This is a genomic window from Enterococcus sp. DIV1089c, from assembly GCF_050530965.1.
Taxonomy (GTDB): Bacteria; Bacillota; Bacilli; order Lactobacillales; family Enterococcaceae; genus Enterococcus_B; species Enterococcus_B hirae.
Genome location: NZ_CP172888.1, coordinates 2,074,310 through 2,088,032 on the forward strand (window position 1 = coordinate 2,074,310; position 13,723 = coordinate 2,088,032).

Here is a 13,723-nt window from a genome sequence, read left to right on the forward strand (position 1 = left end):
TGAGTAAACGGTATTCAATAAAGAACTCCTCAGCAATAAGCGATGATTTTCTAAAATATGAAAAGCTATAAAAAAGTCCTCTCTCATTCATAGTGTTCCCTCTATCGAAAATAAGCCGAAAAAACCAAAAATATAAGGAACTACTTTTGGATTCTTCGGCTTATTTCTAAAAGCTAGACAATTCTGTCACAACCTTGCCTTTACAAATTATAAAAGTTTTTTGATCCTCTTCGATCTCAACTCAAAAAACAATTAGCTCCACACATTATCATTTGAGAAAAAGCCAATGGGTTGTCGCGTGACACTTTTTAATTGCGCTTTTTTTTCATTGATCATTTCCGTCAGGTTATCCGTGAAGTTTTCTAAGATCACACGTCCACCTTTATAAGCATAACCGCCTATTTTCATCGTTTCGTCAGGAGAAAGAACGACTTTACGGTGCGCAATGTTTTTAAACAACTCCTCTAAGATGTAATTTGGAAGATAAAAATTATTTTGTGCAGCAAATGACTGTAAATAAGCAAAATCATCAATAGTGATATAACAATCATCAAATGCATCAAAGCTGACATATTCATCTAACAGTGTTGCTCTTTTTTGCAAGATTTCATTGATTTTTTTATTTAGTTGATTCAAAGTCTCAATCTCTTTGACTTTTAATTCTAACTCCCGTCTTCGTTGCTCTTTGTTTTCAAGATGGCGCATCTGAACAACCATCCCGATATATACTAAAATAGCTCCTAATAAAACGCCAATTAAGCCTACGATGCCAACTACCAATTAGTGTTCCTCCTTGCTGTATTCTTCTATTTCATCATAACATAAACGTGCAAGCACAGACTATTTTCTAAAATTTTTTTATTTGACCTTTATTGACCAAGAATGTATACTACTTTTTAGGTAGAAGAAATGAATTTGTGTTACACTATTTGTAAAGAACTTAAGGAGGAACCAAATTATGAATTTAATCCCTACAGTTATTGAACAATCCTCTCGTGGCGAACGAGCTTATGATATTTATTCACGCTTATTAAAAGACCGCATTATCATGTTAAGTGGTCAAGTGACAGATGATCTTGCAAACTCGATCATTGCCCAATTGCTTTTCCTAGATGCACAAGATTCTGAAAAAGACATTTATCTTTATATCAACTCTCCTGGCGGTTCTGTTACTGCTGGAATGGCGATTTATGATACGATGAATTTTGTTAAAGCAGATGTCCAAACCATTGTGATGGGTATGGCTGCTTCTATGGGTAGTTTCTTACTGACAGCAGGTAAAAAAGGCAAACGTTTTGCTTTACCAAATGCTGAAATCATGATCCATCAACCACTTGGCGGCGCACAAGGTCAAGCGACAGAAATCGAAATCGCAGCTCGTCACATTTTACAAACACGAGAACGCTTGAACAAAATTTTAGCAGAACGTACTGGTCAACCTCTTGAAGTGATCGAAAAAGATACCGACCGTGATAATTACATGACTGCTGAACAAGCAAAAGCATACGGTTTGATTGATGAAGTGATGGAAAACAGTGCTGGATTAAACTAATATCATTTGTAAACTAAAAGGACGATGGGACTGCTCGATTGAGCGGCTCATCGTCCTTTTTTCAGTTGGAACGAAAGCTCGTTTTTTCAATGCTGTTCTTTAAACTTTCCTTCGTTATATTGTTCTCCAAGTTCAACGTAATGTTGAATATTTTGGCGATTCTTTTCAATCTCTTCTTCCGTTAAAGGACGAATGACTTTAGCTGGCCGACCAAACGCTAATACGTTGGGCGGAATGACCTTGCCTTCGGTCACTAAAGAACCAGCACCAATCAAACTATTTTCACCGATCACTGCATGGTTCAAAATAGTTGATCCCATACCAATCAACGCGCCCTTTTCGATGGTGCAACCATGAAGCATACATTGATGTCCTACCGTTACATTTTCAGCAATTTCAACTGGTGCATCATGGTCCACATGAATAACAGTACCATCTTGAATATTCGTTCTTGCTCCAACTTTAACCGTATTGCTATCCCCACGAATCACCGCTTGATACCAAACTGTGACCGATTCTGCGAGCTCTACATCGCCAACAACAGTTGCATTCGGTGCAATAAATTTTTGACTCATTTTTACACATCTCCTTTTTTGGCTTATTTCCAATTATAGCAGAAGATGGATTTCTCCTTCAAAAAGACTGGCAGCTATTATTTCATAGTCCCTTCAAGCACGCCTACTCTCTAGGGACTGAGACAAAAGTTGTCTCAGTCTCTTCTAGTATCTCTAAAAACGAATAAACGGCGTTCAAGAAGCAACTCCTCAACAATAAGCCTGAATTTTTTCAAAACATGAGAAGCTGTTTCAAAAAATTCTTTCTTATTGTCATCAGAGCTACCCGATGTTTTCACGACCTCTGATTCACGGTGATACAAAAGTAGCATCTTCGGAAAATTTGCCGAAATTTACCAAAAATTTGAGAATCACCAAGTAGGTAACAATCAACATCAAAAACGAGTTTTTGTGTTTCTTGTCAATTTTCGGAAATTCCTTCTTATTTCTTGATGCTGAACACTTTTGTCTCAACCTCTCGTTTTTACACAACTAAAGAGCTCAGAACAATCTTTCGTGTTCCAAGCTCTTTCCTTTTATCTATATGCTATCTAAACTGGTAGCTAAATTTTATCCATTTACTTTAGAAATATTAATTGAGCCGATATAGCCAGCTTTATAGTTTTCCACATTGATTAGTGGGCTTGTTTCTCCTTTATTTACTTTAAAAGTAGTTGTAAGTCGATAGTATCCTTTTTCTTCTAAAACCCCATCTCTCATCAATGTGGTGTTAAGGAGTTCACGACTATCTTTAGACGAAGTATCTTCCTTCAATGCCACTTTTACATAATGGTCACTCAACATATCGACCACTGGTTTCACATAAACAGTTACCCGATAAGTAGCATTTTCTTCTAAAGCTTCACTACCGTTAAAGATTTTATATACACTAGCATGCTGATCAGCGAAGAAAGTATAGTCACCAACTAAAGCATTCACAGGGTCTTTCACTAGTTCAATGTCATCTCCTGAGAACATTTTCCATCCAGCAGTTTGTCCGTCAGGCCAATTATCATTGATTTTCACCGTTACATTAATCGTTTTTCTAGCCACTTCATTTACACTATTTTTCACTTCATAAGTGACTTGGTATTTTCCAGGAATAGAGGAGTCAACGTTGTTTTCTACCACTTTGATTTTGTCTGTGATGTCTCCGTCAACACGATCATAAGCACTTAGATTGATTCGTTTGTCAAATGGATCAAATAACTCATCGTGCAAAATTTCAATATCATTTGCATGTAACTCTGGTTTTTCAAAAACTGCTGCAAATTGATTGATTCTGACAGTATGCGTATTGAAGTGTTCTCCTGTTGCAGCTCCAATCGTAAAAGTATATTTCTTTGATTTATCGATGTTTGGATTTTTCAATTCCCAATGTTGCCCATCATAATCTGCAGTAATAAGTTGTTGCTTGCTATTCCATTTTAACGTTAATTTTTTAAAAGTATTTGGCGTGAATTTAATTTGTTGCATAGGAGCTAAAGCGGTTAAAAATCCGCTGTTGGCATCTGTTGAAACAAAGCCTCCATGAGCACCAACCATTTGAGCATGGTTGAAAGAAGTATCCGCATCATCTCTATCTGGCGCTTTAGAATAGGTATCCAATTCAAATCCAATTCCCTTTTTCAGGCCTCTGATACCTAGACCACCACCATTAGCTCCAATGTCGCCAATTGCTCCTTGGTGGAAAGCCACACCTACCCCATCAGCACCATTTACATTATCACCTAAATTGACATCCATATCCAACAAGAAATCATAGTTCATATCAAGGGAGACGATTCCAGATATTGTTCCTTTTTGAAATTGTTTCGATTGAGTAAGACGAGCTGTATGGGAATCAAGTTGGACGGCACTTCCATTAAATGCGACGATGTCTTTCAAATCAAAATTATTTTGATCCACATTTTGGGAGATAGCAATATTTTTATTGACTAAAACATTACTAGTTTCTGCATTTACTGACAATCCAACAACACTTACCCCAATTAATCCAATAGTTCCTGCACATACTTTTTTATAAAAGGTCTTTTTGTTCATAATAAATAACACTCCCATTTATATAGTTATTTTTTATACACTATCCTTTTCCGTTTTATCTGCATTTCACCATCTCTTTTCATTCTTTTAGTAAACAATTACGCGTAAAATTCATTTACTAGCAAGCATCCAGTAGTAGAAGCATTTTTGAATGCTATTTCGCCTCCCTTGATCTTTTTTCTACTACAAAATTATCGTAACGCTCAGATCCTATTATTTTTATTTTGTATAGTAGTCCAACAAATAAAAAAAGAGGTGAGACAAAAATGTTTAGCTTTAATAAATAAGAAGGGATTTCTGAAAACTAACAAGAAGCATAAACACTCGTTTTTTGCTGTTGATCGTTACCTACTTGGTGCTTCTTATTTCTTGATGCTACTTTTATCTCACTGTTTATTCGATTTTTAGAGATACTAAAAGAGACTGAGGAAAGTTTTTCCTCAGTCTCTCTATTCTAAAATTCTTTCTTATTGTCATCGGAGCTACCCGCTTCTTTCACAACCTCTTGTTTTAATCGGTATCAAGCATCAGCAACATCTTCAGCAAATTGGCTATTGTACAGTTTTTCATAGAATCCGCCTTGAGCTAACAGCCCTTCATGCGTTCCTTTTTCGATAATTTGTCCTTGATCCATCACTAAGATCAAATCCGCATCACGAATCGTTGAAAGGCGATGAGCAATAACAAAACTTGTTCGTCCTTCCATTACACGATCCATTGCTTTTTGGATCAATGCTTCTAAACGAGTATCGACAGAACTAGTAGCTTCATCAAGTATCAAGATTTTAGGATCAGAAACCACGGCTCTGGCAATAGTCAATAATTGCTTTTGCCCTAACGAAACATTGTCACCTTCAGCGTTGATTTCCATTTCGTACCCATCAGGCATTGTCCGAATAAAATGATCAACGTTAGCTGTTTTTGCTGCATCAACGACTTCATAATCCGTCGCATCTAATTTACCAAAACGAATATTATCAGCGATTGTCCCTTCATAGAGCCAAGCATCTTGAAGAACCATCCCAAATAATGAGCGGACATCACTACGACTCATCGTTTTAGTATCAATACCATCGATTTTTATTGCCCCATGACTCACATCATAAAAACGCATCAATAAATTAATCAGAGTGGTTTTCCCTGCACCGGTTGGTCCGACTACCGCAACTGTTTGACCAGCTTTTACTTCAAAGTTCAAATCTTGAATCAACGGTTTTTTAGGGTCATAAGCAAAATCAACATGTTCAAATGAAACATTTCCTGCTACTGTTTCTGGTAAAGTGACATCCACTTTATTTTCTTTTTCTTCTGGTTCATCTAAAATCTCAAAGACACGTCTGGTAGCCGCAGATGCACTTTGCAATACAGAAGATAACTGTGTGATATTCCCCATTGGCTGGCTGATTTGCCAAATATATTGGATAAATGCTTGTAATTGCCCCACAACGATGACACCCGTAATGACGTAAAAACTTCCCAATACAGCCATACCGATATAAGTAGCATATGCGGTCAACTGAACTAAGGGCATCATCAATCCAGATATAAAGGCTGCTCTAAATCCATAATGTTTCAATCGATGATTGACTTGTTTGAATCCTTCAAACGTTTTTTTCTCACGTCCATAAACTTTTAACACACTAAAACCAGTCATATTTTCTTGGACATAACCATTTAAATCCCCTAACGAATTTTGCATTTCTTGGAAATATTTTTGCGAAGCATTGATCACACGTTTTGAAATCCAGATAGATGCAGGAATCATGATCATCGAGATCAACGCCATCAATGGCTGGATATAAAACATCATCGCTGCTGCCAGTGTGATCCCTAAAATAGCATTCACCACACCGATAAACGCTTGCTGTAACGCTCCACTGACTGCGTCTACGTCATTCGTCACCCGAGATAAGATATTTCCTTGTTGATTTTTATCAAAATAAGAAACAGGCAATCGATTGATTTTTTCTTCAATATCTCTTCGCAAATCTTGCATTGCACTTTGCACGACATTCGTCATCAAAACACCTGAAAGTAATTGCGAAACACAATAACCAACGCCCACGATCGTGATCCAAATCAAACAATTGAAAATATAAGAAAAATTAATCGCTTCGTTGTTTGCAATATTGTGACTGATCTCAGTAGTTGGCAATCCGACAACGTAGGGTAAAGCAACGTTGAAAATCACCGTCAAAACAGTAAACAACAGCACAAAGAAAAATGTTAACTGATAAGGTTTGATGTATCGAGCTAATCGTTTTAAGGAAGATAATGTTTGTTTCATGCTAATTCCTCCTTCGATAATTGCGAAGCTGCGATATCATAATAGATTGGACAGTTTTCTAATAATTCACGGTGTGTCCCGATACCTACGACTTCTCCCTCATTCAAGACGATGATTTTATCAGCATGCATGATCGTACCCACTCGCTGCGCCACGATTAACACCGTTGATTCGGTCGTTTCTTTTTTCAAGCGAGCCCGAAGTTTTGCATCCGTTTGATAATCAAGTGCCGAGAAGCTGTCATCAAAAATATAGATTTCCGGACGTCGAATAATAGCTCTGGCAATCGCTAAACGCTGCTTTTGTCCTCCAGAGAAATTAGCTCCACCTTCGGAAAGAAGTTCATCATACCCATCCGTTTTCTTCGAAATGAAGTCCGTTGCTTGTGCGATTTCAGCTGCTCGCTCCATCTCCTCTTGCGTAGCATCTTCTTTTCCATATCTTAAATTATCTGCGATCGTCCCAGTAAATAACAATGCTTTTTGAGGAATAAAGCCAATTTTATCTCTTAATTTACTCAAGCGATAGTCCCTGACATCTACGCCATCAATAAGGATTTCCCCATCACTTACATCGTAAAATCGAGGAATCAATTGAATCAACGTTGACTTCCCGCTACCTGTACTACCGATGAATGCGACTGTCTCTCCTGGCGAAGCAGTAAAACTCACATTACGGATCACGGGTTCTTGTGAATGTCCAGGGTAAGCAAATGTCACATTCTTAAACTCAATATATCCTTTGGTTTTTGTTTCAGATACACCATTTGGATCTTCTTTGATCGACGGTGAGGCATCTAATGCTTCTTGGATACGCCCTGCTGAAACAGCTGCCCGTGGATACATCATAAAGACACTTGCAAACAGCATGAAGGAGAATAATGCATGGAAAATATATTCAATAAATGCAATCAGATCCCCCACTTGAAGAGAACCAGCATCGATTTGAACCGCTCCGCTCCAAATAATCAAGACCATTACAATGTTAAACAGGAAGTAGAATCCAGGCTGTGCAACAGCCATTAAACGAAACAAGCTTTTCGAGCTTTTTGTATAGTTATCATTAACTTTCGCAAATCGTTTTTCTTCAAATTTTTCATTAACGAATGCCCGGATAACACGTAATCCTGAAAGATTTTCACGTAAAATACTATTGATCTTATCCAAATTTTTCTGTTGTTTTTTTGATAACGGTTCAGAAAATTTCGCAATCGCAACCACTGAAAGTAGTAAAAACGGTAGAGCTCCGATCACATAATAACTCAATGAAACACTGGTCCGCATAACCATATAAAGACTGACAACAAACATCATCGGTGTCATAAATCCGATCCGTAAGATATTTTGTAAGAACAGCATAATTTGATAAGCGTCGTTCGTCGTACGCGTGATCAACGAAGCAACCCCTAATGTTTCATATTCTTGGTGAGAATAACTCTGGATTTTCTTGAATAGATCGTCACGAATATCCGCAACGATGTTCGTCGTGATCCGTGAACCAAAATAGCCTAATAGAATATTCATAATGATCCCAACCACAGTAATCACGACCATCAAGATCCCTTGTTGTTTTACATAACCAAAATCGTTGTTACGAATCCCGACATCAATCATACGAGCTAAAATCGTTGGTAAGCCTAACTCAATTAAAATAAAACCAAATACGCAGATGAAATTTAATAACAAATATTTCTTATAGCGCATGGTATAGTGCCACATCAACTTCAAACTCTCATCTCCTTTTAATTAGAATAAATTTAGCTATTAATAAAAATAATAGCACACTCCTATAGTATATAGAACACCTCTCTCATCAAAAATTTTTTTTATTACATTTAAATGATAAAAAACATTTTTCCTTTCCACCTTGTTGATTTCTATACTTATCCACTTTTTTATGGTAAAATAGCAATTAACTATTGTATGAATTCATACAGAAGGTACGGTTGAAAAAATTTCCGAACAGAGAAGCAAAACGAGGCTTGTCTCTTTGATTAGAATCGCTCATTTTAATCAAAGCATATCAAAAAACAGGTGGCTTGACCCCTCGTTTTGTGTTGTCTAAAAAATCAACTAGCTAAATTACTGCGACATGCAGATAAAGGAGACATAAACATGATTTACAAAGTATATTATCAAGAATCAAAAATCCGTAATCCTAAACGGGAAGAAACAAAATCACTTTACATTGAAGCAAATAGTGATGTTGACGCACGTCAACAAGTGGAAGAAAATACCCCATACAACATTGAATTCGTTCAACTTCTAGAAGGCAGTCATCTAGAATACGAAAAAGAAAATGCTGAATTCACATTAGTGGAGTTTTAAAATGAAACTTTCCATCAAAAATAATGAGACAGGCGTCTTTGCTATTGGTGGATTAGGTGAAATCGGGAAAAACACGTATGGGGTACAATTCCAAGATGAGATTATTATCATTGATGCTGGAATCAAGTTTCCAGAAGATGATCTGCTTGGGATTGACTACGTAATTCCTGACTACAACTATATCGTTCAAAATATACACAAAGTGAAAGCACTGGTGATCACGCATGGACACGAAGACCATATCGGTGGCATTCCTTATTTGTTGAAACAAGCGAATATCCCTATTTATGCTGGGCCATTAGCGCTTGCACTGATTACCAATAAGTTGGATGAACACGGATTGCTTAGAGATGCACAATTGCATGAAATCAATGAAGATACCGTAATTCGTTTCAGAAAAACATCGGTCAGCTTTTTTAGAACAACCCATAGTATCCCTGATGCGTTGGGTGTCGTTGTAAAAACACCTTCTGGTAATATCGTTGCAACAGGTGACTTTAAATTTGATTTCACCCCAGTCGGTGAACCTGCTAACCTGCACAAAATGGCGCGGATCGGTGAAGAAGGCGTACTCTGCTTGCTATCAGACAGTACAAATGCTGAGATCCCAACATTTACAAAATCAGAAAAAACGATTGGTCTTTCGATCCTAAAGATTTTTGAGAAAATCGAAGGTCGGATCATTTTTGCCAGCTTCGCTTCAAACATTTTCCGTCTACAACAAGCAGCAGATGCAGCGGTTGCTACCGGCAGAAAAATTGCTGTTTTTGGACGCAGTATGGAAAATGCGATCGTTAACGGCCAACGTTTAGGCTATATCAAAGTCCCAGAAGGAACCTTCGTTGATGCACATGAAATCAATCGATTACCTGCGAATGAAACGATGATCTTATGTACTGGTTCTCAAGGTGAACCGATGGCTGCTTTAAGTCGTATTGCTAATGGTACCCATCGCCAAATCCAGATTCAACCAGATGATACCGTCATTTTCTCAAGCTCACCAATTCCTGGGAATACTACCAGCGTCAACCATTTGATCAATTTATTATCTGAAGCTGGTGCAGAAGTCATTCATGGGAAAATCAACAATATCCATACTTCTGGACACGGTGGTCAAGAAGAACAAAAGCTGATGCTTCGTTTGATGAAGCCTAAATACTTTGTCCCAGTCCACGGAGAATTCAGAATGTTGAAGATCCATGCTTCCCTTGCTCAAGACACTGGTGTACCTGCTGAAAATTGCTTTATTATGGAAAATGGAGATGTGTTGGCTTTGACTAGCGAAACCGCTCGTCCAGCCGGACATTTTATTGCCGGTGACGTCTATATCGACGGTAGCGGGATCGGTGACATTGGAAATGTTGTTTTGAGAGACCGTCATTTGTTATCTGAAGAAGGACTAGTTCTGGCAGTTGCTACTGTCGACATCAAAAAGAAAGAAATTTTAGCGGGACCTGATATTTTATCACGTGGCTTTGTTTATATGCGTGAATCAGGTGAGATGATCAATGAGGCGCAACGCATCCTTTTCCATGCATTGCGTGAAGTGTTAAATGCTCCTGATTGCTCTGAACATAAACTGAAAGAAGCCATGACAGGCGCTTTACAACCTTTCTTATTTGAACGAACAGAAAGACATCCAATGATCCTTCCAATGGTGATGACACCTGATGAAGAAAAATAAATGAAAAACTTATAATGGCTGCATGCGCCGACTACCTACATAGATGGGTAAAGTTCGGCGCAGTTGTCCATTATAAGTTTTTTTGTAACAAAAAAGAGCGTAATCACTTACGCTCTTAACATGTTTAAATAGGTGAACAACACTTATTTAGTTTACTCGCTCTACTTAAGCTTTTTCAACATTAGCAGCTTGTGGGCCACGATCTGATTCTTCAACATCAAAAGTCACTGCTTGACCTTCTTCTAAAGTTTTGAATCCGTCACCTTGGATAGCTGAAAAGTGAACAAAAACATCGCTTCCGTCTTCACGTGAAATAAAACCAAATCCTTTTTCAGCGTTGAACCATTTAACTGTTCCGTTTTCCATTAATAATACCCTCCTCGTGCCTAAGCACTTAATTGATTGTAACATTGCTCGCGTACGATAGAGGTGCAACAGATGTTTCAACTTCTATTCCCAAACAAAATTACAATATAATTGTACACTTGGTTCTTTTTTTTTGCAAGAAAGCTACTTCCACTTATTCAATTTATTCCTCTTCCATCAATCCCTCCTCTCTCAGACTAAAATACTGTTTGCATCCAATGATCAAATGATCTAAGACATCGATTCCCATCATCTCCCCACATTTTTGAACTCTTTTAGTAAAAAGCAAGTCTTGTTTAGATGGAAGAACATTCCCCGAGGGATGATTATGAACTAAAATAATTCTCGCTGCAGAATATCGAACAGCATAATGGAACACTTCTCTTGGATGTGCGATCGTTTGATCCAGGGAACCAATAAATAGCGTTTTTTTCAACAATACTTGATTCTTAGTATCCAAATAAATACAAATCAAATGTTCTTGTTTGTGATCCTTTAATTCTATGATTAATTGATGCGCTAATTCATAGCTGGCATGGATCGTGGGTTGTACCGCTACATGCTGTGTTTGGATTCTTTTTCCTAGCTCGATCAGTGCTTTGATTTCAAGAGCCTTAATCTGACCAATTCCTCGTATTTTTTCCAGCTCCGTCAGCGTTGCCTGTCTTAACAGTGCAAGTCCACCAAATGTTTTCAACAAATTACCTGCTAGTTCCAAGACATTATAGGGATGCTGTCCCGTGCGTAATAAAATAGCAAGTAATTCTTGATCAGAGAGTGCTTTCTCTCCGTAAAGCAACATTCGCTCCCTTGGAAGTGAGGTTGCTGGCACAGCATCCAGCAAATTTTTTTCCATAAAATCCCCCCTTTCTTCTTCTCACTAATAAGATACGAAAAAAGGGGGGAGCTATTTTTATTTTTTTAGATATCCTGGTACTTCGTGTAGAGAAGATAAAACTGCTAACGTTTTTTGTTGCAAGTCTTCTGAAGGAGCCAACAAATCTGGAATCATAATCACTGGGATCTCCGCACTTGCTGCTGCAAGTATCCCGTTTTTAGAATCTTCCAGAACCAATGTTTCTTGTTTTTTCGTTCCTAGATATTCATGGGCAAGCAAAAAGATTTCTGGATCAGGTTTAGCACGTTTGACATTTTCTGCTGAAACAATCGTTTCAAAATAGTTTGTCAGTTGGTTCTTTTCCAATAATAGCTCAATAATATGACGTTGGTTACTAGAAGCGACAACTTTAGGTATTCGGTGTTCTTCTAAAAAGTCCAGTAATTCGATTACTCCTGGTTTTAATTGCACTGCACCTAAGGAAAACCGTCTGATCGTTTCTTCATAAGCATCATTAATGAATTTTTGGACATTATTTTCCCCAAAACTTGCAAAGATCTGATGATAATTTGCCCAAACCTCTTCATCTGATACACCTAGATATTTCAAATACAATTCTTTGTCGTAAGGAAAGCCCATTTGATCAGCAACCATTTGCGAGGCTTCATAGTAGACGATTTCTGTGTCGAAGAGTAACCCGTCCATGTCAAAAATGACAGCTTTATAATTCATTTTTTCCTCCTAACTGTAACAATAGTGTTCGTACTTCAGAAATAAAGTAAAGAGAACCTGTAACCACTAAGACATCTTCATTGGTCATTTTTTCTAATATTTCAGCTAAACCAAATTGCCATAATGAAACAATTGAAACTGTTTCATCTACAAGATCAGTCACGTTGCTTAAATCCAATGCTTTCGGGTGTTCAAACGTCGTTAAATACAAATGCGCATTAGGAACTGCTTTTAATTGGGTTAGCATTGCTTCTACATCTTTTGTACTTAGTGCAGAAAATAAAATATTGATCCGATAATCTTTGAACTCTTTCTTCAAATTTTGAACCAAACGGCTGACTGCATGTGTATTATGAGCGCCATCTAAAATAACAAAAGGTTCTTCACTTAATTTTTCCATTCGTCCAGGCCAGTGCGCTTTTTTCAGCCCTTTGCGAATTTCTTTTTCACTAAATGGTATACCTGTCATCTTGCAGTAAACTTGGTATAGTTCAATTGCCATACCAGCATTTTCTGTCTGATGTTGTCCAATCATGCCAATCGTAAGCGAGGTCATTTTTCCATGCTCATTATGAAATGAAAATACTTCTCCCCATCGCTCAGCTGGATGTTGATAAGTAACTTGATAGTTTTCGCCAAAAATATGAAGGGGGGCATTTCTTAGTCTAGCCTGTTTTTTGATTACTTCTAAAGCTCTTTCTTCGATATTTCCCGTAACGACAGGCACCCCTTGCTTGATTATTCCTGCTTTTTGGGCAGCGATTTCTTCAATTGTTTCTCCTAAAATATCCGTATGATCCAAGCCAATCGTGGTGATTCCTGTAAGTAATGGTACGGCAACATTTGTTGAGTCTAGTAAACCGCCTAACCCAACTTCAATAATAGCAACGTCGACTTTTTGACACAAAAAATAATCAAATGCCATTGCTGTCAGCGTTTCAAACTCAGTGATTCCGGCAACTGCTTCAAATCGATCCAAATGTTCAACAAGTGGTCGGTATTTTTGTACAAGCTTGATTAAGTCTTGATCTGGAATTTCTTGTCCATTGATCGAGATTCGTTCATTAAAAGATTCAATATACGGAGAAGTAAATGTCCCCACTGTCAGACCTGCTTCTTCTAGTAGACATCTCAGATACGTAACCGTCGAACCTTTTCCGTTGGTTCCTGCGATATGAATCGTTTTCACCTGTTTTTCTGGATGCCCGACTATCTCTAATAATGCCTCCACTCGATCTAGTCCCGGACGAGAGCCAAATGGCAAGCGGCTATGGATCCAGGCGATTGCTTCTTCTATTTTCATCAACGTTTCCCCCATTCCATATTTATTATAGCAAAAA

Annotated in this window: 12 protein-coding genes; 3 read left to right on the top strand and 9 right to left on the bottom strand. The window is 37.8% G+C overall.

The genetic code is table 11. The features are described 5' to 3' along the window. Window positions 1-252: 252 nt before the first annotated feature. Window positions 253-780, bottom strand: a complete 528-nt coding sequence (locus tag IGL30_RS09820; RefSeq protein ID WP_010718716.1) for a hypothetical protein — start codon at window positions 778-780, stop codon at window positions 253-255. 178 nt (window positions 781-958) lie between these two features. On the opposite strand from IGL30_RS09820, the gene clpP reads away from it, so the two are divergent. Next, window positions 959-1,552, top strand: coding sequence for an ATP-dependent Clp endopeptidase proteolytic subunit ClpP (clpP, locus tag IGL30_RS09825; RefSeq protein ID WP_010718717.1), 594 nt, complete (start codon window positions 959-961; stop codon window positions 1,550-1,552). An 86-nt stretch (window positions 1,553-1,638) separates the two neighbouring features. Here the strand turns inward: clpP and IGL30_RS09830 are convergent, their stop codons facing one another. The 4 genes from IGL30_RS09830 to efrA form a co-directional block, all read right to left on the bottom strand. Then, window positions 1,639-2,127 (bottom strand): gamma carbonic anhydrase family protein, encoded by a 489-nt coding sequence (locus IGL30_RS09830; RefSeq protein WP_010718718.1) that lies wholly within the window; start codon window positions 2,125-2,127, stop codon window positions 1,639-1,641. Between the two features lie 549 nt (window positions 2,128-2,676). After that, the gene (locus IGL30_RS09835; RefSeq protein ID WP_088745434.1) at window positions 2,677-4,149 is read right to left on the bottom strand and encodes a lectin-like domain-containing protein; all 1,473 of its coding nucleotides are present in this window, start codon (window positions 4,147-4,149) and stop codon (window positions 2,677-2,679) included. A 520-nt stretch (window positions 4,150-4,669) separates the two neighbouring features. Continuing rightward, window positions 4,670-6,436 carry a multidrug efflux ABC transporter subunit EfrB gene (efrB, locus tag IGL30_RS09840; RefSeq protein WP_088745435.1) on the bottom strand — a complete coding sequence of 589 codons (1,767 nt, stop codon included), beginning with the start codon at window positions 6,434-6,436 and terminating at the stop codon, window positions 4,670-4,672. Next, the gene (gene efrA / locus IGL30_RS09845) at window positions 6,433-8,163 is read right to left on the bottom strand and encodes a multidrug efflux ABC transporter subunit EfrA (RefSeq protein ID WP_010738063.1); all 1,731 of its coding nucleotides are present in this window, start codon (window positions 8,161-8,163) and stop codon (window positions 6,433-6,435) included. Before efrA ends, efrB begins: the two co-directional genes overlap by 4 nt. A 387-nt stretch (window positions 8,164-8,550) precedes the next feature. Between efrA and IGL30_RS09850 the strand changes: the two genes are divergently transcribed. Together IGL30_RS09850 and rnjA are read left to right on the top strand one after the other, a co-directional pair. Beyond that, window positions 8,551-8,763: a DNA-directed RNA polymerase subunit epsilon gene (locus tag IGL30_RS09850; protein WP_010718722.1), complete on the top strand. Its 213-nt coding sequence runs from the start codon at window positions 8,551-8,553 to the stop codon at window positions 8,761-8,763. A 1-nt stretch (window position 8,764) separates the two neighbouring features. Then, a complete protein-coding gene (gene rnjA, locus IGL30_RS09855; RefSeq protein WP_010718723.1) occupies window positions 8,765-10,447 on the top strand; it encodes a ribonuclease J1 in 1,683 nt (560 codons plus the stop codon). 165 nt (window positions 10,448-10,612) lie between these two features. Here rnjA and IGL30_RS09860 read toward each other — a convergent pair whose 3' ends face one another. From IGL30_RS09860 to IGL30_RS09875, 4 genes are all read right to left on the bottom strand, one after another. Continuing rightward, window positions 10,613-10,813, bottom strand: coding sequence for a cold-shock protein (locus IGL30_RS09860; protein ID WP_010718724.1), 201 nt, complete (start codon window positions 10,811-10,813; stop codon window positions 10,613-10,615). A gap of 163 nt (window positions 10,814-10,976) precedes the next feature. Then, on the bottom strand, window positions 10,977-11,669 hold the full coding sequence (radC, locus tag IGL30_RS09865) for a RadC family protein (protein ID WP_088745436.1): 693 nt from the start codon (window positions 11,667-11,669) through the stop codon (window positions 10,977-10,979). A 57-nt stretch (window positions 11,670-11,726) separates the two neighbouring features. Next, window positions 11,727-12,383: an HAD family hydrolase gene (locus IGL30_RS09870; RefSeq protein WP_081128168.1), complete on the bottom strand. Its 657-nt coding sequence runs from the start codon at window positions 12,381-12,383 to the stop codon at window positions 11,727-11,729. Next, window positions 12,373-13,686 carry a bifunctional folylpolyglutamate synthase/dihydrofolate synthase gene (locus IGL30_RS09875; RefSeq protein WP_088745437.1) on the bottom strand — a complete coding sequence of 438 codons (1,314 nt, stop codon included), beginning with the start codon at window positions 13,684-13,686 and terminating at the stop codon, window positions 12,373-12,375. Before IGL30_RS09875 ends, IGL30_RS09870 begins: the two co-directional genes overlap by 11 nt. Window positions 13,687-13,723: the final 37 nt, after the last annotated feature.

Bases quoted from the DNA above. Each gene is read 5' to 3' on its own strand.
- clpP (WP_010718717.1), top strand. From the start codon at position 959: ATGAATTTAATCCCTACAGTTATTGAACAATCCTCTCGTGGCGAACGA.
- IGL30_RS09830 (WP_010718718.1), bottom strand. From the start codon at position 2,127: ATGAGTCAAAAATTTATTGCACCGAATGCAACTGTTGTTGGCGATGTA.
- IGL30_RS09835 (WP_088745434.1), bottom strand. From the start codon at position 4,149: ATGAACAAAAAGACCTTTTATAAAAAAGTATGTGCAGGAACTATTGGA.
- efrB (WP_088745435.1), bottom strand. From the start codon at position 6,436: ATGAAACAAACATTATCTTCCTTAAAACGATTAGCTCGATACATCAAA.
- IGL30_RS09850 (WP_010718722.1), top strand. From the start codon at position 8,551: ATGATTTACAAAGTATATTATCAAGAATCAAAAATCCGTAATCCTAAA.
- rnjA (WP_010718723.1), top strand. From the start codon at position 8,765: ATGAAACTTTCCATCAAAAATAATGAGACAGGCGTCTTTGCTATTGGT.
- IGL30_RS09860 (WP_010718724.1), bottom strand. From the start codon at position 10,813: ATGGAAAACGGAACAGTTAAATGGTTCAACGCTGAAAAAGGATTTGGT.
- radC (WP_088745436.1), bottom strand. From the start codon at position 11,669: ATGGAAAAAAATTTGCTGGATGCTGTGCCAGCAACCTCACTTCCAAGG.
- IGL30_RS09870 (WP_081128168.1), bottom strand. From the start codon at position 12,383: ATGAATTATAAAGCTGTCATTTTTGACATGGACGGGTTACTCTTCGAC.
- IGL30_RS09875 (WP_088745437.1), bottom strand. From the start codon at position 13,686: ATGAAAATAGAAGAAGCAATCGCCTGGATCCATAGCCGCTTGCCATTT.